This is a genomic window from Rothia aeria (assembly GCF_016726365.1).
GTDB classification, from domain to species: domain Bacteria; phylum Actinomycetota; class Actinomycetes; order Actinomycetales; family Micrococcaceae; genus Rothia; species Rothia aeria.
In genome coordinates, this window is the sequence record NZ_CP068102.1 from 824,801 (window position 1) to 845,391 (window position 20,591).

General features: G+C 57.5%; 15 protein-coding genes. 10 read left to right on the forward strand and 5 right to left on the reverse strand.

Going from position 1 to position 20,591, the window contains the following annotated elements; translation table 11 throughout:
• Positions 1-77: 77 nt before the first annotated feature.
• Positions 78-1,487: an NAD(P)H-quinone dehydrogenase gene (locus tag I6I94_RS03455; RefSeq protein ID WP_201620877.1), complete on the reverse strand. Its 1,410-nt coding sequence runs from the start codon at positions 1,485-1,487 to the stop codon at positions 78-80.
• Between the two features lie 192 nt (positions 1,488-1,679).
• On the opposite strand from I6I94_RS03455, the gene I6I94_RS03460 reads away from it, so the two are divergent.
• The gene (locus I6I94_RS03460) at positions 1,680-1,952 is read left to right on the forward strand and encodes a hypothetical protein (RefSeq protein WP_006888093.1); all 273 of its coding nucleotides are present in this window, start codon (positions 1,680-1,682) and stop codon (positions 1,950-1,952) included.
• Positions 1,953-2,094: 142 nt separating this feature from the next.
• Here the strand turns inward: I6I94_RS03460 and I6I94_RS03465 are convergent, their stop codons facing one another.
• Positions 2,095-2,385 carry a hypothetical protein gene (locus I6I94_RS03465; protein ID WP_006888179.1) on the reverse strand — a complete coding sequence of 97 codons (291 nt, stop codon included), beginning with the start codon at positions 2,383-2,385 and terminating at the stop codon, positions 2,095-2,097.
• An 84-nt stretch (positions 2,386-2,469) separates the two neighbouring features.
• Positions 2,470-6,219, reverse strand: coding sequence for a transcription-repair coupling factor (gene mfd, locus I6I94_RS03470; RefSeq protein WP_201620878.1), 3,750 nt, complete (start codon positions 6,217-6,219; stop codon positions 2,470-2,472).
• Positions 6,220-6,672: 453 nt separating this feature from the next.
• Here mfd and I6I94_RS03475 point away from each other — a divergent pair, with 453 nt between their 5' ends.
• The 9 genes from I6I94_RS03475 (at position 6,673) to I6I94_RS03515 (ending at position 18,364) form a co-directional block, all read left to right on the forward strand.
• Positions 6,673-8,982, forward strand: coding sequence for a fibrinogen-like YCDxxxxGGGW domain-containing protein (locus tag I6I94_RS03475; protein ID WP_236588923.1), 2,310 nt, complete (start codon positions 6,673-6,675; stop codon positions 8,980-8,982).
• Positions 8,983-9,175: 193 nt separating this feature from the next.
• A complete protein-coding gene (locus tag I6I94_RS03480; protein ID WP_201620879.1) occupies positions 9,176-10,000 on the forward strand; it encodes a hypothetical protein in 825 nt (274 codons plus the stop codon).
• 411 nt (positions 10,001-10,411) lie between these two features.
• A complete protein-coding gene (locus tag I6I94_RS03485) occupies positions 10,412-11,191 on the forward strand; it encodes a CDP-alcohol phosphatidyltransferase family protein (RefSeq protein WP_201620880.1) in 780 nt (259 codons plus the stop codon).
• Positions 11,192-11,199: 8 nt separating this feature from the next.
• The gene (locus I6I94_RS03490; RefSeq protein WP_128087557.1) at positions 11,200-12,135 is read left to right on the forward strand and encodes a glycosyltransferase family 2 protein; all 936 of its coding nucleotides are present in this window, start codon (positions 11,200-11,202) and stop codon (positions 12,133-12,135) included.
• Positions 12,136-12,138: 3 nt separating this feature from the next.
• On the forward strand, positions 12,139-13,455 hold the full coding sequence (locus I6I94_RS03495; RefSeq protein ID WP_236588924.1) for an O-antigen ligase family protein: 1,317 nt from the start codon (positions 12,139-12,141) through the stop codon (positions 13,453-13,455).
• A 56-nt stretch (positions 13,456-13,511) separates the two neighbouring features.
• Positions 13,512-16,292 (forward strand): Wzz/FepE/Etk N-terminal domain-containing protein, encoded by a 2,781-nt coding sequence (locus tag I6I94_RS03500; protein ID WP_094758333.1) that lies wholly within the window; start codon positions 13,512-13,514, stop codon positions 16,290-16,292.
• Complete coding sequence (locus I6I94_RS03505) at positions 16,276-16,749, forward strand: UDP-N-acetylglucosamine--LPS N-acetylglucosamine transferase (protein ID WP_006888063.1); 474 nt, start codon at positions 16,276-16,278, stop codon at positions 16,747-16,749. Before I6I94_RS03500 ends, I6I94_RS03505 begins: the two co-directional genes overlap by 17 nt.
• A 207-nt stretch (positions 16,750-16,956) precedes the next feature.
• Positions 16,957-17,667, forward strand: a complete 711-nt coding sequence (locus tag I6I94_RS03510; protein ID WP_006888214.1) for a glycosyltransferase — start codon at positions 16,957-16,959, stop codon at positions 17,665-17,667.
• A gap of 199 nt (positions 17,668-17,866) precedes the next feature.
• On the forward strand, positions 17,867-18,364 hold the full coding sequence (locus tag I6I94_RS03515; protein ID WP_006888039.1) for a DUF2505 domain-containing protein: 498 nt from the start codon (positions 17,867-17,869) through the stop codon (positions 18,362-18,364).
• 151 nt (positions 18,365-18,515) lie between these two features.
• Here I6I94_RS03515 and I6I94_RS03520 read toward each other — a convergent pair whose 3' ends face one another.
• On the reverse strand, positions 18,516-19,037 hold the full coding sequence (locus tag I6I94_RS03520; RefSeq protein WP_006888167.1) for an adenylyltransferase/cytidyltransferase family protein: 522 nt from the start codon (positions 19,035-19,037) through the stop codon (positions 18,516-18,518).
• A 1,054-nt stretch (positions 19,038-20,091) separates the two neighbouring features.
• The gene (gene sufU / locus I6I94_RS03525) at positions 20,092-20,565 is read right to left on the reverse strand and encodes a Fe-S cluster assembly sulfur transfer protein SufU (RefSeq protein ID WP_128087556.1); all 474 of its coding nucleotides are present in this window, start codon (positions 20,563-20,565) and stop codon (positions 20,092-20,094) included.
• Between the last annotated feature and the right edge of the window lie 26 nt (positions 20,566-20,591).

Consider the following 20,591-nt stretch of genomic DNA (forward strand, 5'->3'; position numbering starts at 1 on the left):
TCCCCACAGTTTAGGGGCACGGCTCTTGCATGAGAGCCGTGCCCCTAAACCGTTAAACGGTCGCAGCTGTTACAGAGCTAACCACGGGTGTGCAGTTTACGTGCCGCCTCAGACACCGACCCGGATAGGGAGGGGTACACGGTGAATGTCTCAGCCAGATCGTCCACCGTTAGTTTCTTTTCCACAGCCAGCGAGATCGGGAAAATCAGTTCGGAGGCACGCGGGCCCACCACTACCCCACCGATAACAGTGCCTGAGTGTTTACGCGCGAAAACCTTCACGAACCCGTCACTGACCGCCATCATCTTAGCGCGCGGATTGGTAGTGAGAGAAAGCATCACCGTGTCACCCCGGTACAGGCCCTCCTCAATGTCTTTCTCGCTCACACCCACGGTGGCAATTTCGGGGGTGGTGAAAATATTGCCCGCCACCCGGTCGGTGCGCAGCGGCTTGACCGCATCCCCCAGAATGTGCGCCATAGCGATGCGCCCCTGCATCGCAGCAACCGAGGCGAGCGGGTACACGCCTGTGCAGTCCCCCGCAGCGTAAATATTGTTGACGCAGGTGCGGGACACCCCATCAACCACCACATGCCCGGAGTCGCTCACTTCAACACCGGCGGCATCTAGCCCAAGCCCTTCCGTGTTGGGGATAGACCCGATAGCGACAAGGCAGTGGGTTCCGGCCACTTTACGCCCGTCCGAGAGGGTGACAACCACCCCATCCTCGCTGCGTTCCACAGCGCTTGCGCGCGAGCGCGGCATCACCTGCACCCCGCGCCGCTCGAAAACGTCCTCCAGCACACGGGCGGCGTCTTCATCCTCGCCGGGCAGCACCCTATCACGGGATGAGATGAGGGTGACCTGCGACCCCAGCCCTTCGTAGGCGGAGGCGAATTCGGCACCGGTCACACCAGAGCCAATAACGATGAGTTCTTTCGGGACTTCTTGCAGGTTATATAGCTGCGTCCAGGTGAGGATACGTTCCCCGTCGGGACGCCCAGTCGCCATTTCGCGCGGGTGCGTACCGACAGAGAGGAGGATGAAGTCGGCGTGCAGGTTGTAGGTCAGGCCCGCCTCGTCGGTCACTTCAACGGTGTGCCTGTCAAGGAGCTTCCCGGTGCCCTGCACAATTTTTACACCCGCCGCCGAGAGTGCCCGTTTAATATCGGCGGATTGCTGCTGGGCCAGCTCAAGGACTCGGGCGTTGAGCCGTTTCATGTCCACTTGCAGAATGGGGGCTTTGCCTTTGGTGTTTTCAATGCCTAGACGCCCGGCGTCTGAGAAGCGGGTCATCATATCTGCGGTGGCAATGAGAGTTTTTGAGGGTACGACGTCGGTAAGGACTGCGGAGCCACCGATGGAATTCCGCTCAATGAGGGTTACGTCTGCTCCGGAAGATGCCGCGACTTGGGCGGCCTCGTAGCCACCTGGTCCCGCGCCGAGTATCACGATTCGCTGCGATGCGTAATTTACTGATGAAGTCACACTTTCATTGTGAGCTATATCCCTGGCAGACTCAAGCGGAAAAGCTCACACAATGTGCCGTAACTTCCCACATTCACAAGGGCAGCACCGATATGGCCGTGCATTTGTCGGTGCACCGAACTATACTTGGAGGCAGGAAATCCTTAAGCACACACCAGCGGTCGGTGCTAACCGCCAACTATAAGGAAGATAATGTCTGAGAAAAAAACTGTGCATACCTATTCGGGGCAGGGTAAACATCTTGAAAACGCGGTCCTTTTCATCGGGTGTTTCGTGTTCTTGCTGCTGGGTCTCTACCTGCTGGGCACCTACCCGGATGGCTTGGGTATTCTTAGCGAACATGACGGCTGGTTCTGGTATGCCGGTGCACTAGTGTGCTACGGGCTGTTTTTCGGGCTTGTTTTTCACGTGTTGCCGTCAAAGACCACCCGCGTCATTAAAGACGTGAACAAGGTTCAGGACTAGCTCCTTTTACACCGCCAGGCTCTCGCATTACTATGCGTAGCCTCTGAGGGTCTTATGGGGCGGGCAGCTGCTGGGGGTTCCCACAGCTGCCCGCCCTTTATTGTTATCTCAAACATATTCTTTAGCGGGAGAGCTGACCCAACTACCTACCCCGCCGGAACTGTACTGGGCCGCTCATGCCGTATTCTCCTTTCCGCACCTTGGTGCGGTGGGCGAGGAAGAATACCGCCGCGTAGGTACCGCACCCGGCGGCAATTAAAGCAAAAACCGCTACTGCCAGGTACGCCATGAAGGCGTCCTGCCCGAAGAAAGCCCACACGCACGCACCCAACGTCACCAGTACCAGCAGCACAGCGGCAGCGATACGCCCCATAAACAGTGCCCAGCCGCCGGGGGTGCGCGGGGTGAGTACCCGGCGAGATAACGGAATCATCACTACCTCTTTCTACGCATTGTCAGCTATGTCTGCGCACCGCCACGCGGGTGGGCGCTGCCAGCACAGCCCGTTTCTTTTACCCTACTCCGGTGCGGAGCGTGATGCACCCGGTACGTCCGCGAAAATCGTGTCGATCAGCTGCTGACACCATTCAAGCATCGCCGCGTCTACCAGTTCTATGCCGCCAACTGGGCTGCTCTTTGGGCGCGGCAGCAGGGTCAGCCACGTCTGCAGTCCTTTCGGCTGGGTGTGCGAGGATCCCGGGTACACGCGCCCCAGCCGCATCTGCCGCGAATCCGGCAGCTGCTCGTCGGTTACTACGCGCACCTTCGGGCCCATCACCACGATCTCCCGAATACCTGCCGCACGCGCACGCTGGCGCAGCGCCGTCACGGCTAAGAGGTTCTGCACCGGCTCGGGCAGCTCACCGTAACGGTCGGTGAGCTCTTCGCGGGCTTCAGCCATTTTCTGCTCGGTGTCGGCAGCAGCAATCTGCCGGTATGCCTGCAGCCGTAGCCGCTCAGCATCAATATAGGAGTGCGGGATGTGTGCGTTTACCGGAAGGTCCACCTTCACTTCAACGTCACGCTCGTCTTTCTCTCCCCTGAAGTCTGCCACGGCTTCCCCCACGAGGCGCAGGTACAAGTCAAACCCCACACCGGCGATATGTCCAGACTGCTCCCCGCCAAGAAGGTTCCCCGCACCGCGAATTTCAAGGTCTTTCATGGCCAGCTGCAAACCCGCGCCTAGCTCGTTATGGGTTGCCACCGCTTTCAGGCGCTCCAGCGCGACCTCCCCCAACGGCTTACCCGGCGGGTACAGGAAATAGGCGTAGGCGCGTTCACGCCCTCGCCCCACACGCCCACGCAGCTGGTGCAGCTGGCTCAGCCCGTAATTCTGGGCGTTATCAACAATGAGGGTGTTTGCGTTCGAAATATCCAGGCCTGTCTCGACGATTGTGGTGCATACCAGCACATCGAAGCGGCGTTCCCAAAAATCTACAATAATCTGCTCCAGCCGGGCCTCACTCATGCGCCCGTGAGCGGTGGCGATGCGCGCCTCCGGCACTAGTTTGGCGAGTTCGGCAGCCACATTATCAATGTTTGCCACCCGGTTGTGGACGAAGAACACCTGCCCCTCACGCATCAGTTCCCGGCGGATAGCGGCGGTAATCTGCGCGTCGGTGCGGCCCCCCACAAAGGTGAGTACCGGGTGCCGCTCCTCCGGGGCCGTTGCCAGAGTCGAGGTCTCCCGAATACCCGTCAGCGACATCTCTAGGGTCCGCGGAATGGGGGTGGCGCTCATTGCCAGCACATCCACATTCGTGCGCATCTGTTTCAGTTTCTCTTTATGCTCCACCCCGAAACGCTGTTCTTCATCAATAATGACCAGGCCCAGGTCCTTAAAGCTGATGCTCTCCGAGAGGATACGGTGGGTACCAATCACCACATCCACCGCGCCGGAGGCTATTTCTTCGGTGATCTGGCGTGATTCCTTCGGTTTCTGGAAACGTGAGAGCACTTTAATTTTGATCGGGAAACCAGAGAACCGTTCGGTGAATGTCTCGTAGTGCTGTTGTGCCAGGAGTGTGGTGGGAACCAGCACCGCCACCTGTTTACCGTCCTGTACCGCTTTAAAAGCGGCACGCACCGCCACCTCGGTCTTACCGAACCCAACGTCGCCGGAGATTAGCCGGTCCATGGGGAGTTCTTTCTCCATGTCGGCTTTTACTTCGTAGATGGCGTTCAGCTGGTCGGGGGTTTCGTTGTAGGGGAATGATTCTTCCAGTTCCCGCTGCCACGGGGTGTCTTCGGTGAAGGCGTGCCCGCGCGAGGCCTGCCGTGCCGAGTACAGTTTAATCAGGTCGGCTGCGATTTCTTTGACGGCCTTGCGCGCGCGGCTTTTTGTTTTCGCCCAGTCGCTGCCGCCCATCTTCGACAGGGTGGGTTTTTCACTGCCCACATAGTGTGAGATCATATCCAGCTGTTCGGAGGGCACGAACAGCCTGTCGGGGGCTCCTCCACGTTTGGAGGGGGCATATTCCAGCACCAGGTATTCGCGCATGGGCACGTTCTGCCCGGCGGCGGGTTTTACCCCCGCCACTGGCCGTGAGGTCATCTCAATGAACCGTCCAATGCCGTGCCGTTCATGCACCACGTAGTCGCCCGGGGTGAGTGAGAGTGGGTCTACCGCGTTGCGGCGCCTGCGGGCTTTGAGTTTTGAACCAGTTACTCCGCGCGGGGCGTAGGTGCCGCGCCTGCCCAGGATTTCACCTTCAGTAAAGACCGCCAACTGTTCCTGAGACAGCAGGAACCCGGCAGACGCAGGGGCCTCACACACCTCAATAATGCCGGGTTCAATTCCCTTATCCAGGGTATCGCGGCGTGATGCTGGCACTTCACTATCGTTAAAGAGCTCAATAAGCCGATCGGTGGAGCCCCGCCCGTTGGTGAGCGCCAGCACCCGCCAGCCGTCTTTGACCAGTGCCCCTACTTCTTCAAGCATCCGCTGCACCGAGCCGGTAAACGATGCAGCCGCAGATGCGCGCACCACCAGGGTGTCTACCCCATCCGCTACGGCGTCTGCGAGCGCACAATGAGCGCTCGTTTTTTCGGTTGCAGTATCGGTTTCCGCAGGGTCATCCGGTACGGGTGCGGCAAGCTCGGCGTTGGCGATCAGTTCGGTGATTTCCCACCAGCCGATGCCCGCATCGAGTGCTTCTGTGCGGGTGGCGGTGATGGTGTGGAACCCTGCCTCACTCATGCGCAGCTGCCCAAGGTCGATGGGGGCTGCTGAGTTCTCTTCAGCGGCGGTGTCCCATGCGGCGGTGAGAAATTCTTCGTTGGTTGCTACGAGGTCTTCTGCCCGGGCGGCGATTCGTTCAGGTTCTACACTCAACGCCAGTGAACCGCTCGGGAGGAGAGAGATGAGCGTGTTCATGCGCTCAACCAGTAGTGGGGTGAGGGATTCCATGCCTTCAACGTAGATGCCTCCAGCAATTTTTTCGAGCATGGCGGAGGCGGTCGGGTAGTCCCCGACGAGGCGGGCGGCACGGCTCATGACCTCGGGGGTGATGAGCAGTTCCCGGCAGGGCGGCAGGGTGAGGCGGTCGGGCTGGGAGCCTTCGCCGGTGAGCGTGCGCTGATCGGCGGCTGAGAAGTAGCGGATCTCATCAAGTTCGTCACCGAAGAATTCCAGGCGCACCGGATTGGTTGCGGTGGGTGAGAAGACGTCAATGATGCCGCCGCGTACCGCGTATTCACCGCGTTTAGCCACAAGGTCTACGCGCGAGTAGGCGGCGTTGGTGAGGCCTTTAATGACTTCTTTGAAGGAGTATTCTTCACCCCTGGTGAGGGTGACGGGCACCAGTTTTTCGATGCCTGCCACGATGGGTTGGATCACGGCGCGTACAGGTGCAACAAGCACGAGCGGGGTGCGTTCCCCTGCCTGTGTGATGGCGCGCAGTACGCCGAGACGGCGGCCGACGGTGTCGCTGCGGGGTGAGAGCCGCTCATGGGGCAGAGTTTCCCAGGCGGGCAGGAGCGCGATGTCGTTATCGGGCAGATAGGCGCCGAGGGCGTGGGCAGTATCTTCGGCTTGCCGCTCGGTGGGGGTAATAACGAGAGTCAGGGGCTCTTTGCCGGCTCCCTCGCGGCGGGTGGAGTTACGGATTGCGGCGGCAATGTCTGCGATGAGCGGGGCGTGCAGCCCTGGAACCGCCCCGATGAGGGTCTGGGCGCTGCGTTCGGTAGCGGGCAGCTGCGCGGCGGCAACTACGTTCCGGTAGGAGGGGTACCCCAAGAGCGTCCTGCTCAGGCCGGTTAGTTTCACTGTGGCTCCTTCTACCTTGATGTGATGAGTATCTACGTACTGGCGCGTGCAGAGGGCCCGGCTATAGGGCCTCCCATTATTTTAGTACCAGCACGGGGCGACTAAGCGGTATTTGACGTGGGTTAAGGGGTGTGCGCAGCGGCACTCAGCAACTTTTAGACATATTCCCAGGTTTATGCTGGATGCGGTGTGCTTTTCAGGTAAGCACATAAAAAGTCGCGGATATAACAGTATTTTTCGGCCTATACCCCCGAATATTAAAACCTTTTCGTGGTAACCTTTCACTAACACCGATATATCACTTTTCATATAGCTTCCGGGGGTGAAACCCCAAGGTTTTACCTCCCTTATCTCATACGATAGTGGTTTTATCGAGTGGTACCTCAGTATTCACCACAATCTTTGGCACCCACCGTTGGGGGCCGGTTTTGGAAAGAACATATGAAAAAACCAATGAGAACCACTTCACACAAAACCCGCTGGGCTTCTATAGCCCTAGCCCTAAGCACCGTTTTGACGATGTCTTCCTTCCCGGCGGCTTCAGCTGCCGACACCTCCCACGACGGTACCAGTAGCGATAAAGCGGCAGCTAGTTGCTACGAGGTTAAACAGGTGAATCCCAACGCGAAGTCGGGTGCCTACTGGCTGTACACCCCGCAGATGAGTGCACCCCAGCAGTTCTACTGCGACCAGGAAACTGATGGCGGCGGCTGGGTAATGGTCGGTCGCGGCCGTGAGGGCTGGACCGAATCCTACGGTGGTGTTGGTAACGCTGACCAGCTGCACAAGAATCCCACCGGTTCTGCGGCGTTTAAACCGGTTCAGCTTTCCTCAAATACTGTGGATGCTCTGCTGAACGGCACGAAACCGCAGGATCTTCCCGATGGTATGCGTCTGCGCCGTGCCTACGATCCCAGCGGCACGCAGTGGCAGGAGGTTCGTACCCCGCGCCTGCAGACCGCACAGTGGTCGTGGGCCATGAGCTACGCCCAGCACTGGGGCCCTTTCACCTTCTCGGGTGCGGGCGGCAACAACTCATACACCCCTCGGGATCAGCCGAGCCAGATGGCCCCCGGATACGGCACCTCGGCGGTACGTTTCTTCGCTAACCGCGACCAGGGGTGGCGTATTGGTTTCGCCTATGGTGCTGATGTGACCCGCGGTAATGAGAGCTCCAGCTCGTACATTTACCAGAAGAACGGCAGCTACGGTAATGCGATCCCCTTCACCCAGGTGTATCTGCGCCCTAAACTGACCCAGCGTGATTTGAACTTCGGCCAGGTTGGTGCGGCAGCAAGTAACCGTCGCGCCCTGCCGAACAGCTACTCCATGCCGGTACGTTGGCGCACCAGCGAGCAGACCGCATCCGGTAAGGTGGGCGAGATGAACACCTACGTGCAGGCTATTACTCAGGTGGGTGACACCGTCTTCACCGGCGGCGACTTCGCATATGTTGAGTCTGCCAATGGTGAGCGTGTAAACCAGCAGTACCTTGCTGGTTATAACGTTGATAGCGGCGAGCTGGTACGTTCGTTTGCACCCAAGTTCAACGGCCAGATTAAGGCTATTGAGGCTCTGCCGGGCAACCGCCTGGCCGTGGGTGGCGAATTCACCCAGGTGAACGGGCAGCCCGCTAACCACTTCGTGATCCTGAATGCGACCACCGGCGAGATTGACAAGACCTGGGATATCCAGATCGAACGTCGCAGCTCCGCCGCAGCACAGGTGAAGACCTTGCAGGTGCAGGACGGTTACCTGTACATCGGCGGTAACTTCACCCACGTGAAGGGTAATACGTCTAAGAACGCCGCCTACGCTCGTGGCGGTGCCCGCATTAAGCTCAGCGACGGCTCCGTCGACTGGAAGTGGCGTCCTAAGTTCAACGGCACTGTGAACGGCATTAACGCCGCCGCCGATAACTCGACGGTGCACGCGGCTGGTTACTTCTCCGAGGTGAGCGGTTCCAGCGCTTTCCGGCTTGCAGCCCTGAACGGTGCTGACGCAACCCCCATTAACTGGGAGTGGAAGCCGTCTCTGGAGGCACAGCCCGGTGCCCGCTACATGTGGGGTTTCCAGTTCGATGTTCAGGATACCGGTGCTGATGTGTGGACCGGCGGTACTGAGCACATGATCGCCCAGTACAGCAAGAACGGTTACGCCCGTAAGAGCAGCGCAATTACCCGTGAAGGCGGCGACTTCCAGGATCTGCACCTGAACGGTGATGTGGTCTACGGTGCCTGCCACTGCGGCGACTCCATCTTTGAGGGCTCGCAGAGCTACTACGGCTACTGGCAGGATTACTCTCAGGTGCACAATATCCGCCTCGTAGCTGCTTTCGACCGGGAGAGCGGCAAGATGCTGGGCGAGTTCAACCCCATTCTGAAGGGTGCCCGCGGCTTCGGCGTGTGGGAGTCCTTCGTGGATTCCCGCGGCAACCTGTGGGTTGGCGGCGATATTAACCGCTCCCTGGGCGAGAAAGGCGAGCAGCGTACCGTCGGCTTCGCACGTTACGCACCGCGCGATGTGACTCCTCCCGCAGCCCCTTCGGGCTTGAGGGCACAGCGTTCGGGCAATAACGACAAGCTCAGCTGGTCGGGTGCCGAGCAGGGTGCACGCTACCAGGTGATCCGTAACGGCCGCGTCATTGCGACCGTGACGGGCACCAACTACTCGGTAGCACACCAGGATGGCGCACGTTACTCTGTGCGTGCGGTTGACGCCTCGGATAACTACTCGGCTGGTAGCCCTGAAGCCCGCGTCTAATCAGGGTTCACGCGCCACTGTGCGCCGGTAAGATCGCCCCGCCCGTCGCTTTGGCGGGCGGGGTGGTTTTTACCGTCGGCGGCACCCATGCAGCTGTGTTAGGCTGGGGGCATCCGCCGCATAATTTCATACTGTATTCACTCACTAGGCGCCCCGTCAGGGCGTTATCCCAGTCACCGATGTAAGGTTTACTATGCCCACCACAAATCTATCCGCTCGCCGTGCGCTCACCAGCGTGCTTGTATCTGGTTCACTTTTGCTTGCGTTGGCGGCGTGCTCCAACACAGACAATAACAACAATGAGGCGCAGAGCTCTTCGTCCTCAGCCAGTGCCAGTACCTCCTCCAGCTCATCGTCAGCCACTTCAACCTCTCAGAGCCCTTCGCAGTCTCCTACCGAGTCCGCTACTACTACGTCGGCGGAGCCTACCCCGTCGGCAGAGCCGGAAGATAACGGACCCAAGCCAGACGAGAACTATGCAGGCGCTGAGAAGATTAAGGATGCCCCCACCGTTGCGGCTGATTCCCCTGAGGTGAAAGAACTCGATAACCTGCGTTCCTCCTACGAAAATACCCTCGCGAAGGTAAAACCTGCCCCTGAGCCGCAGCGGCAGCAGGGCGATGAAGAGGGCAGCAACGATGAGAACGGCAAGAAGGAACAGGCCCGCCAGGCCCTTGATGACGACACCATTAAAGCCATTGAAGAGATGTCTACTGGTGCTGCCGCTGGTGAGTACACCTCCTCAGCTGCCGAGCATGCAATGACCGGCACGCACACCGAAGGCACGAGTACTGTGGTGGGTAACCCGCGCATGACCGAAACCACCTACAAGGGTCAGCCTGCACGCCTCTTGGAAGTGTGCGTGGACTCTTCCAACGTGAAAACAGTTGATAAAGACGGCAAGGAGCTTCCTTCCGACAATACGCCTAAACGGTCTCTGAATATTTACACGCTGGTGCAGGTGGACGGCAAGTGGAAAATTGCCGAACATGACTGGCCAAATAACGCTAACTGCTAGGTGTTATAACACGGTTGCAGGCAGGTTATACCCCCATTAATGAATGGCTTATAGAGTTCCTTTTGTGGAATATCTATAAGCCATTCGTTGTATAGTGAAGTTTTTTGACAACACACTCTCTTGCCGTCAGACGGGGGTAAGGGTAAGGCACTTCCTCAGGCATGTATCAATAACCACAAGACTAATATTTTTACACTCACCCTATCATTGATGTGATTCCGGTTATCTAAGCCTCTTTTCTTTGTTCCATGCGTCCTTTATCTATATAGTTGGATTAGTAGTTTGTGCCTTCCCCGGCCGCACTGTGCTTTTATTATGTGCGTATTAGCGTACCGTTGATGCGCACATAAGGGCGTGCCGTGTGACCGCCCATAGCTACAATGTCACACCGATATAGAGGAACACTTACACATGTCTACGCCGGCTCGCCCTGCAACCAGGCCGGGTTTCGCTGAAACCCTCACCGCGCTTGAGCGCGCCCAGAAGCCGGGGCACGGCGTACCCGCCTACACCCGCTGGGTTAATCGCCGCGTTGCTCGTTACTTTGCAGCCGCGGCCGTTGCAATGGGTATTACGCCGAACGGTGTGACGGCTATTAGTGCCGTATGCTCGGCTGCGGGTATTCTCACTCTCCTACTGGCTCCTCCCACAGCGCTAACAGCACTAGCGGTGGCGCTGCTCTTTGCCCTTGGGTACGGCCTGGATTCCGCCGATGGGCAGGTCGCCCGCGTAACCGGGGCGTCCTCCCCCGCCGGGGAATGGCTTGACCATGTGGTTGATTCAATCCGTGTACCCTGCATCCACCTTGCCGCCTTGGTAGGGTTCATTCGTTACCCCCAGCATTTTTCCCTGACCGGAGCTGCCGATGGTTTCCCCTCCGGCTGGAGCCTATGGTGGCTGCCCATGGCGTTCACCGTGCTGACCGCAGGGCATTTCATGAGCCAGATCCTTGCCGAACAGCTGCGGAACAACCGTAAAACTGCTGCCCCTTCAACCGGTGGCACAATGCGTTCTTTCATTAACCTGCACATGGACGCGGGTACCCTCTGCTGGATTTTTATCGTGTGGGGCTTCGGGCCGCTTTTCGTGGTCATCTACGCCCTGCTTTTCGCCGCGAACGCCGCAACCGTGCTGCTCTCAATGCGCCGCAAGTACGTTACTCTCTCAACCCCAACCACACCCGCCCAGTAGGAGTCACTATGCTTCAATTTGAATCCCGCATCCCCTCCGTCAGCGTTGTGATTGCCACCAATGGAAAACGCATGCAAAGCTTACGCACCGCAGTCACCGCAATTCTCGATCAGCAGTACCCGGGCCCCGTTGAGGTGGTGATCGTCTACGACCGTGTCACCCCTGACCCGCTCTCCGATATTGAAATCAGCGAGAATCGGTCACTACGTATTATTGAAAACACACGTACCGGTGGGCTAGCTGGCGCACGCAATAGCGGCATTCTGGAGGCCACAGGAATAATCCTGGGATTCTGTGACGATGACGACACCTGGATGCCGGGCAAACTCACCGAACAGGTGGCATTGTGGCGAGCTAACCCGGATGCGGTGGGTATCTCATCTGGTATTACGGTGCGCTCGGACGGGCGGAACATCGTGCGCCTAGCCCCCGAACGCGCTACTTTCGATGACTTCCTGCGCTCACGGATCACCGAGGTTCACCCCTCCGCAATGCTGTACTCCCGCTCTGACTTGGTGGATGGCCCCGTCGGTCTGGTGGATGAGCAGCTGCCTGCCTCTTACGGGGAAGACTATGACCTGCTGCTGCGCGCTACCAAGCACGGCGATATTCTTTCCGTACCCCAACCGCTGGTTAGGGTGCTGTGGGATCGGCCGTCCTTTTTTGCCGGTCAGTGGCAGTACATTGCTGATGGCCTCACCTACCTGCTGCGTAAGTTCCCTGAATTTGAGCGTTACCCCAAGGGTGTGGCGCGCGTGGCCGGGCAGGTGGCGTTCGCGCACGCAGCGCTGGGCCATAAGAAAGAGGCATTTGCGTTTGCCCGTTCTTCCCTGCACCGCGATAAGACGCAGCTGCGCGCCTGGGCCGCATACCCGGTGGCTCTTGGTGTTGTAAAACCGCAGACCCTGCTGGATGCGGTGCAGAAAACAGGCAGGGGCCTTTAGACCGTGCCCAACACAGTTACGGCCGCCCTGACGATTCTGAAAAAGGCGGACATTGAGACGATGTCCGCCGGGCGTGGCCTACCCAATAATCAGAACGCCCCGGCTCTGCCAGCGTGGCCGCTGCTCACCCTGCTGTATGGGTTCCCAATCATCTGGGCACTTGGGCTGCTGCAGATTGCCCCGATTATCCTTGCCTTTGTGATGCTCGGCTATATGCTGGTGCGCGGGTCGGTACGTATCTACCCTGCCCTGTGGGTGTGGGGTGCTCTCACGTTCTGGGTGGTTGTCTGTGCGGTGTCGCTGGTAGAGCCCACAGACCTTATTGCGTGGGGGTTCCGGTTCTCGGGTGTTTTTTGCGCGGGTGTTTTTACGCTTTACTACTTCAATGCGCGCGCCGCGATCACTCCGGATCGTTTGCTGGGCGGGTTGGTGACCCTCTGGGTCACTCTTGTGATCCTCGGCTGGGGTGGGGTGCTTTTTCCTAATTTTAGGCTGCAAACCCCCATGAGTTTCATCATGCCCGCCTCAATTCTGCAGAACCCTCTGGCGCGTGATTACATGCTTCCCCCACTTGCGGAGGTGCAGCGCCCGTGGGGTGCCCCCGAAGCATATAACCGCCCTTCCGCACCGTTTCCCTACGCAAATAGCTGGGGCCTGGCGTACACGCTGCTGACCCCAATCATGCTGGCGTACCTGCTGCGTCTGCGGAACCGGTGGGCCCAGGTAGGGCTCGTGGTTGCTTTGCTGCTCTCAACCGTCCCAGCGGTGAAGACCAGTAACCGAGGCATGTTCATTGGTTTAGGAATTGTTGTTGCCTATGTTCTGCTGCGGCAGCTATTTGCTCGTAACTGGCGTGCCGTGGCATTCGGCGTAGGCGTGGTTGCTGTGGGTGTCATTGGGCTTTTTGCTACCGGTACTGTCGCCGAAATTCTGGGCCGCCAGAACTATTCCGACTCCACCGGTGGACGTGCCGCACTGTATAAATCCACGTGGGAGGCCACCCTGCAATCCCCCATCGTAGGCTACGGCACCCCCCGTATGGAACCCAGCGTGGGGGTTTCGATGGGCACCCAGGGCTACCTGTGGACACTCATGTTCTGCTTTGGCTTTGTGGGCCTGGGCCTGTTCCTTGTTTTCTTATCAAGCGCAGTGTTCTCAGGCCTTCGGGTGAGCACTGCCTCCGGGTACTGGCTTCATGCTGTTCCGGTTAGCTGCTTTGTAGTGCTCATTTTCTATAGTTTTGATATTACTCAGCTGAGCGTGCTGCTGCTGAGTTCAGCGCTGTGTGTGCGCTCGAATTATTACGGGGAGGGACTGTGACGGCGACTAAGCCCAAGTCCTTGGCCCGCAGCGGCTCTCTGTCCTCGCTGTGCGTCATGTATGGCGCCGCGATCGCGTTTGGGACGACCCTGGTGGTGTCAAACGGTATTGGTCCGGCTGGGGCAGGCGAGTTTTTTCGCCTCATGGCGCTGTTTGCTATTGCTACCTCAACGGCTGTTTTCGGTGCCGACACGGGGCTGGTGCGTACTATCTCGGCGCAGAACGCACTGGGCAGGTACTCCGCTATTCCCCGACTGATCCGTTACGCGGTGCTGCCGCCTCTGGCGCTGTCGCTGGGCATCACCGCCGTGGCGTGCATCTACTCGGTGGCGGTACCGATGCCGCACGAGTATGCAGTGGCGCTTCGGATGAGTGCTCTGTTCGTGATCGTCGCGGCCGTAATGTCGGTGTATTTTGGGGCGCTGCGCGGGCTGAACCATGTGGTCACGTTTACCGTCATGCAGAACGTTCTGTTGCCGACCCTACGCTTCGGTGCAATCGCGCTGGTGGTATTCGCCTCAGGGCACCTGCTGGATCTGGTGTTTGCGTGGACCCTTCCGGTGGCGGCTACGGCGCTGCTGACTCTGTGGGTAGTTGAATCCTATATGCCGCGCAGTAAAGATCGTCCGCAGTCTGAGGCTGCCGCAACCACCCCGCAGGAGAGCGCCCACTCATTTTGGACGTTCAGTTCTGCGCGCGGAGTGGCAACCATTGTTGAGACCATCCTCGAATGGATTGACGTACTCACCGTCACCACCGTTCTGGGGCCTGCCGCCGGTGGTGTATACGGCGCGGTGAACCGGTGTGTACGCGTGGGTACGATGGTTGAGCACACGGGCCGCATCGTTACCGGGCCGTCCATTAGCGCAGCGCTGGCCACCCAGAACATTGATCGGGCGCGGCAGATCTTCCTGGCTACCACCCGCGTACTCACCGCCATTTCCTGGCCGTTTTACCTGACATTGGCGGCGTTTGGCCCCACCCTGCTGGGGTTCTTCGGGAAGGGCTTCGAAGAGGGGGCCGGCATCCTGTGGGTTATCTGTCCCGCAGCGATGCTCTCAATGAGCGCTGGCGGTGTGCAGTCTATTCTGCTGATGAGCGGTAAAAGCCGTTGGCAGCTGCTCAATAAGCTGTCTTCACTGGCGGTGGCGATCATTCTCAACGTTGCGTTGGTTCCGCTCTGGGGCCTGTACGGCGCGGTGACGGCGTGGGCTTCAGCGCTTCTGATTGATACTTTCTTGGCGAGCTACCAGGTGTTTCGCCTGGTGGGCATCCGCACCAGCCTGACGGAGATGGCACCTGCCCTCACCCTAGGGGCTTTGGTGCCGCTGGGATGCTCATTTGTGGTGCTAACGATTGTGGGCCAGGGCCTGTTGGGGCTTGTCCTCTATGTGATATTGTTGGCCCCTTCATACGTCGCGCTTCTGTACTATTTTCGAACCCAGCTGGGCATTGAACGGTTCCTGGCCTCCCGCAAGGGCGGGGGTAAGGGCGCTGGGACGCGTTCCGCGCTGGCACATCAACTATCGATACAGGGAGAGAACACTATGAGTAAACTGTCCGCAACTACGGACGCCCCCGCGGTGTCCCTGCGGGAGCAGCTACACCGGGTGTGGCGCCACAAGATGATTGTGATTATCACCATTGTGGTCTGCACTCTCATAGCGGTGGCGTTTAGCTTCCTCGCTCCGCCTAAGTACACCGCTAAGTCGAGCGTGCTGGTGAACCCGCTGGTGACCGATCCCGCTGCTGGTGGTAACGCAAATTCTCTGAAGGTGGATATCTCTACCGAGTCCCGCGCGGCTGGGTCGCGTGAGGTGGCTGATAAGGCCGCAGATAATCTGCGCTCTGAGGGCGTTGATAATGACTCCAAGCTTACCGACAAGCTGATGAACTCAACTAAGGTGGTTCCCACCTCGCAGACTGCGGTGCTTGACATTGAGGTGAGCGATTCCAACGCTAAGCGTTCCGCGCAGTACGCGAATGCTATCGCCAAGGCCTACCTGGAGGTTCGTCAGAATAACCTGAAGGAAACCATCACCGATAGCGTGAAGAAGCTTGACGCTCAGATTAAGCAGCTTGAAGATGAGGATAAGAATAATAACGGAAACGCGAACTCTGCGAAAATTTCGCAGATGCGGGAGCGTCGTAACCAGATCCAGCTGACCTCCACGGTCGGCGGGCGTGTGCTGACTGAGGCTCAGCCGCCGAAGAAAGCCACCGGGCTGGGGCACAGGAAGACTGCCTTGGCGGGTGTGGGTACGGGTCTGCTGCTGGGCGTACTCATCGCGTACGTGTACGACCGTATGATGCGTACTGTGGGGTACTCAGATCGTTTGAAGGATCTGGGGATTCCGGTGCAGACGGTGCGCCCGCGGTCCTCTGATGAGGATACGCTGCTGCTGATGCGCCGTATCGGCTCGCCTGACGGCAACCTGCGGGCTTCTAATATTTCGGGCATTGTGATTGTCTCGGATTCTCCTGCGTTGGCGGATCAGCTGCACCGGCAGCTATACCGTACTATCCCCAGCGGTAAGGCGTACTTTACGGACTACCCGGCTTTGAGCAAGGTGCTTGAGCATTACTCGCCCGAGCAGGTTATTGAGAGTAATGAGATTCCGATGGTCATTAACTTGGCCGATGAGGCGCCCCTGTCTACTTTGCTGCGTTTATCCGAAGCATGCCGCGTGTGCTTAGTGCCGGTGGGTGAGCTGAGCTCCCGGGCACAGGTTCGTGAGCTGTTCTCGCACCTGCGGACCCTGGAAAACACCGTGAGTATCGCGATCTTTATGGACACCGACCCTGAGAAGGAGAAGGTTGATGGAGCGACTGCGTAAGAAGCCCTCGAAGCTGCTGCTTGTTTCCAGCAGCGGTGGGCATCTGAAGCATCTGACGGCCACGTTTGATGCGTGGCAGAACTATGAGCGTGTGTGGGTAAGTTTTAAGCAGCCCGATGTTGAGTCTGCGCTGGCGGAGGAGAAGGTGTACTGGGCCTACTACCCCACCACCCGCAACGTGAAGAATGCCATCCGTAACCTGTTTTTGGCGTTCAAGATTTTCCCCCGGGAGAGGCCCGATGTGGTGGTCTCTGCCGGGGCGGGGGTGGCGGTTCCGTTCTTTGTGGCGGCTAAGCTCTTCCGGGCTAAGACCCTCTACATTGAGTGCTACGACCGCCCCACCCTGCCGACGATGACGGGAAAAATGCTGTACGTGCTCGCGGATGATTTCAATGTTCAAAGCGATGAGCAGCAGAAGAATTTCCCCGATTCACGGGTGATTCACCCGATCTTTTAGGGGGTTGGCGCGTCTCACACGTTGAGCCGCCGCTAATCCGCGTCCTCGTTCCTTTTTAGGGGTATATTTAAAGGACGCTACACATATACCGTAGCTGTGGGGTACTTGCCTCACCCGGTTTTATTTTCCGCCTCGGCTAAACCGGCGCATTTTCCGGATGTGCTTGCTGAGTACCCTCACCGATAAAAGCATAGAGAGGAATAGGCTATGTCTATTCACAATTTCCCGGATGTTAGCGTCAGCGACGCTAATTCTGGCGTGCCCGTTCTCACACCTAATACAGATCCGGTTAATATTCCCACTAAAACATATGACCTTGTCATCTCTTTAGGTACTGATTACCACAGGTTTGATAGGCTTCTGCGTTGGGTTGATGCGTATCTTAAGGAGAACCCGCATCTTAGCTGCCTGGTGCAGCACGGCCATACCGCACCTATTGAGCGTGGCGAGAATGTAAGGCTCATGCCTGCTGGGGATCTCATGGGCTACTATGCTACGGCCTCTGTGGTGGTTGTTCAGGGCGGCCCCGGTTCGATTCAGGATGCACGCCGTACCGGTGCTATTCCGCTGGTGGTACCACGCCGCGCGGAGTTTGATGAGGTGGTCGATAACCACCAGGTTCCCTTTGCTGATCTGATGGAAAAACGTGGCCACGCGGTGGTGGTCAATAGCCGCGCGGAGCTGTTCGATAAGCTTAATTTGGCGTTGGCTAATCCTTCTCTGTTCCGTTCTGCTGAACCGTATGTTGCTGCCCCTGAGGTCTCAGCTGAGCAGCTTTCTGAGGCTCTTCATGACCTTCTTACGGGTCGTTCGCACCGCACCGAGGGTTATGTGACTCGTTTTAAAAATGCTGCCCGGGCGCATTTTTTGGGTAAACGTGAAATGGCTCGGATTAGCTCTTTAACTCCTAATGCTTAGGATTGTGTTTTTAAGTTCACACCGCCCTGGTTTGCCGTGCCCAAAATAAGCAGTATTCTAAATTTATAGCCTACGAAGCTCACAGGATATTCTCAGCTATTTTTACCGCCGCCGGTCTCTTTTGACTTCCGAGGCGCGGTAGCCTTGTATATGGTTTGTGCGTCTTGGGATAACCCGCGCACTGTTGGAAAGGAAAACTATGTCAGTTCAGGAATCCACCGTAGTTAACGTGACCGTTGAGCAGATCGCTACCGCTTACGCGAGCGAGGACTTTGCGCGATTCGTGTGCTCTGAGGTCGGCGTTGAGTTTGAAAGCTTCTCCCTTGAGGGCGACGCTTCCGGTGAGTTCACCGCAACTACTGTGCGCACCATCCCCTCGGACCGTGTGCCCGATATTGCCCGTAAATTTGTGTCCAATGGCGTTAATATGACTCAGGTTGACCGCGTAAGCGCCCCCGCCGCTGATGGTTCCCGTACCGTGGATACCGAGGTGAAGGTGAACGGCATGCCGGTGAACGCTAAGGCTTCGCAGGCACTGGTATCCCAGGGCGAGCAGACCCGTGTGGATGTGAACGGCGAGGTTTCCTGCTCGATCCCGCTGGTGGGCAAGAAGATTGCTGCCTCCGCTGAGCCGCAGGTTGGCCGCGTACTGAAGGTGCTGGGCACCTCGGCTGAGAAGTGGACCGCACAGCAGTAACGCTAGTTCTACGACGGTGTTCGGGCGGTTACCGCCCCACATCGGCTTACCCCGTGTAGCACCGTAAAGCGGCAGGTGCACCCCTTGCGTGGTGCACCTGCCGCTTAGTTTTTAGAGAAGCCCTCCCCCAGCAGGTGAGAGCTTTGGACGGCTAGTCGTTCTCCTGAGCGATGAGACCCCTTTTGATGCTGGCCCCGTGCTGCTGTTCATCATCCAGCAGGCGCATAATGCGCCCGAGAGCTTCGATTGCGTCGTGTTCTGCCTCCAACAGGTCTACAACTTTACGAAGCTTGGTGCTTGAGGTGTGCTCGGTGTACGGGAAGTAGTGTACACGCACCCCCACTTCGGCGAAGCGGTTTTCTAAGGCTATGCCTTTTTCGGTGCCTTTCCAGTCGTCGCCTTTGAAGAACACGTCAAAGGGCTTCTGAGACCAGGTATGTAGTTTATCCGGGTTAGTCTCAATATGCACCTCGTCCACGTAGCTAATGTGGCTGACGATTTCGGCGCGTTCTTCAATCGGGATGACGGGTCGGCGGCCTTTGGTTTGTTCCAGCACGTCGTCGTGAACCACCCCGGCGATGAGGTGGTCGCAGTTCGCTTTTGCTTGGCGCAGGATGTTCAGGTGGCCGACGTGGAAAAGGTCGTAGGCGCCGGCGGCGTATCCGATGGTCATGGGGTTCTCTCGTGGGTGACTGAATAATGAAATTTTTGGTGGCACCTCTAGCGCTTGTCCGTTCCCTGTTTCTTGGATGAAAACAAGGGGCATTTAGGGAGGGAAAAGCCGTGATCTGCAGGCACCAGCCTAATTCTAGCACCGCTCAGTTCCGCGGCAGGCTTATCGTGAAGGTCGCGCCAATCACCCCGGGAGGATACCCGCTCTTCATTGGCCTCTGTTAGTCAGCAGTCACAGCACAAGCAGCAGGAAGTTAGGGTAATCTTTTGCCGACTCGCCTCATAAAAACTAAGAATTATGGTAATAATGAAGGGGATAGTGTGAATAACTTCGATATGCAATCGGCATACTATATGCGTGAGAATTTTCCAAAAATCCTTAAACTACCCCCCCCCAAAAAAAGCGGCACCTTAAAAGTTTTCTCGGATAATCACCATTTACCCATGAGCAGTTTATGCACCTAGGACTTCTACAATGAAAAAGAATCGTATAAATACCTTCTACGCGCTTAATATACTCACTATACTTGACGGGGAAATTCTAGAATGCGCGGGTACACCCACAACTCAGTATGCTGACTTGGATATATCCACGGAGAAAGACAGAAATATCATTCTCGAAGACCTGCTACGGCCTGAGCTATTGCACTATTCACCAGAAAACCAGCATAAGATACGGCTAAGTTTTCTGTACTGTACTACGAACTGCAGTGAGACGCAGTTGGAAGATTTACTAAATTTTTATAGCGGAAGTATTTTTCCAACCCCCAACAGTAAAATCACCTATAAAGAGTTTTTTGAAATTATGTACACCAGTTTATTTTGCCAAAATATAGAGGTGGAAGAATTAGATCATTTTATGTTCTACGACGATCCCTCACCCCACGCGTGGAATTTATTCAACGAGTAGGCACCTTCGATTGCCGTACTGCTCCTATCGTCCGGGTATGAAACCGCCAAAGCATAAGCAACAGTTTGGTATGTGCCCAAGAGATACACCACTGATACAGCGGGGTAGAAATTCCCCGCTGACCAGTTGGCATCGCCAGAACGTACTACGCGTGTTTTCCTGCAGCCTCCCGGGCTGCTTCTTCGGCGGCAACCCAGGAGAGCATTGCGCATTTGACGCGGGCCATGAATTTTGAGACCCCCGAGAATGCCGCCATATCGCCGTACTCTTCTTCATCCAGGGTGATCTGACCGCGTGAACGCAGCATCTGGCGGAACGCATCCACGTGGTGCTGCAGTTCCCCCACAGTCATGCCCGGCGCCATCTCTGAAAGCACCGACGCCGCAGCCATTGAGATAGAGCAGCCATCACCTTCCCATGAGACTGACTCGATCACCTGCTCGCCGTCTTGAGGCTCCTGGGCAAGCACCAGGCGCAGGTTAATCTCGTCCCCACAGGTGGGGTTGTACTGATGGTTATCGGCGCTGCAACGCCCGTTAGGGACCTCCACGAGGTGCTCACCCGAACGCTGTTTGGAGTGCTCCAGGATAATTTCTTGGTACAACGATTCTAAAGACATAATCCATCCATTTCTGCGGCAGTGTG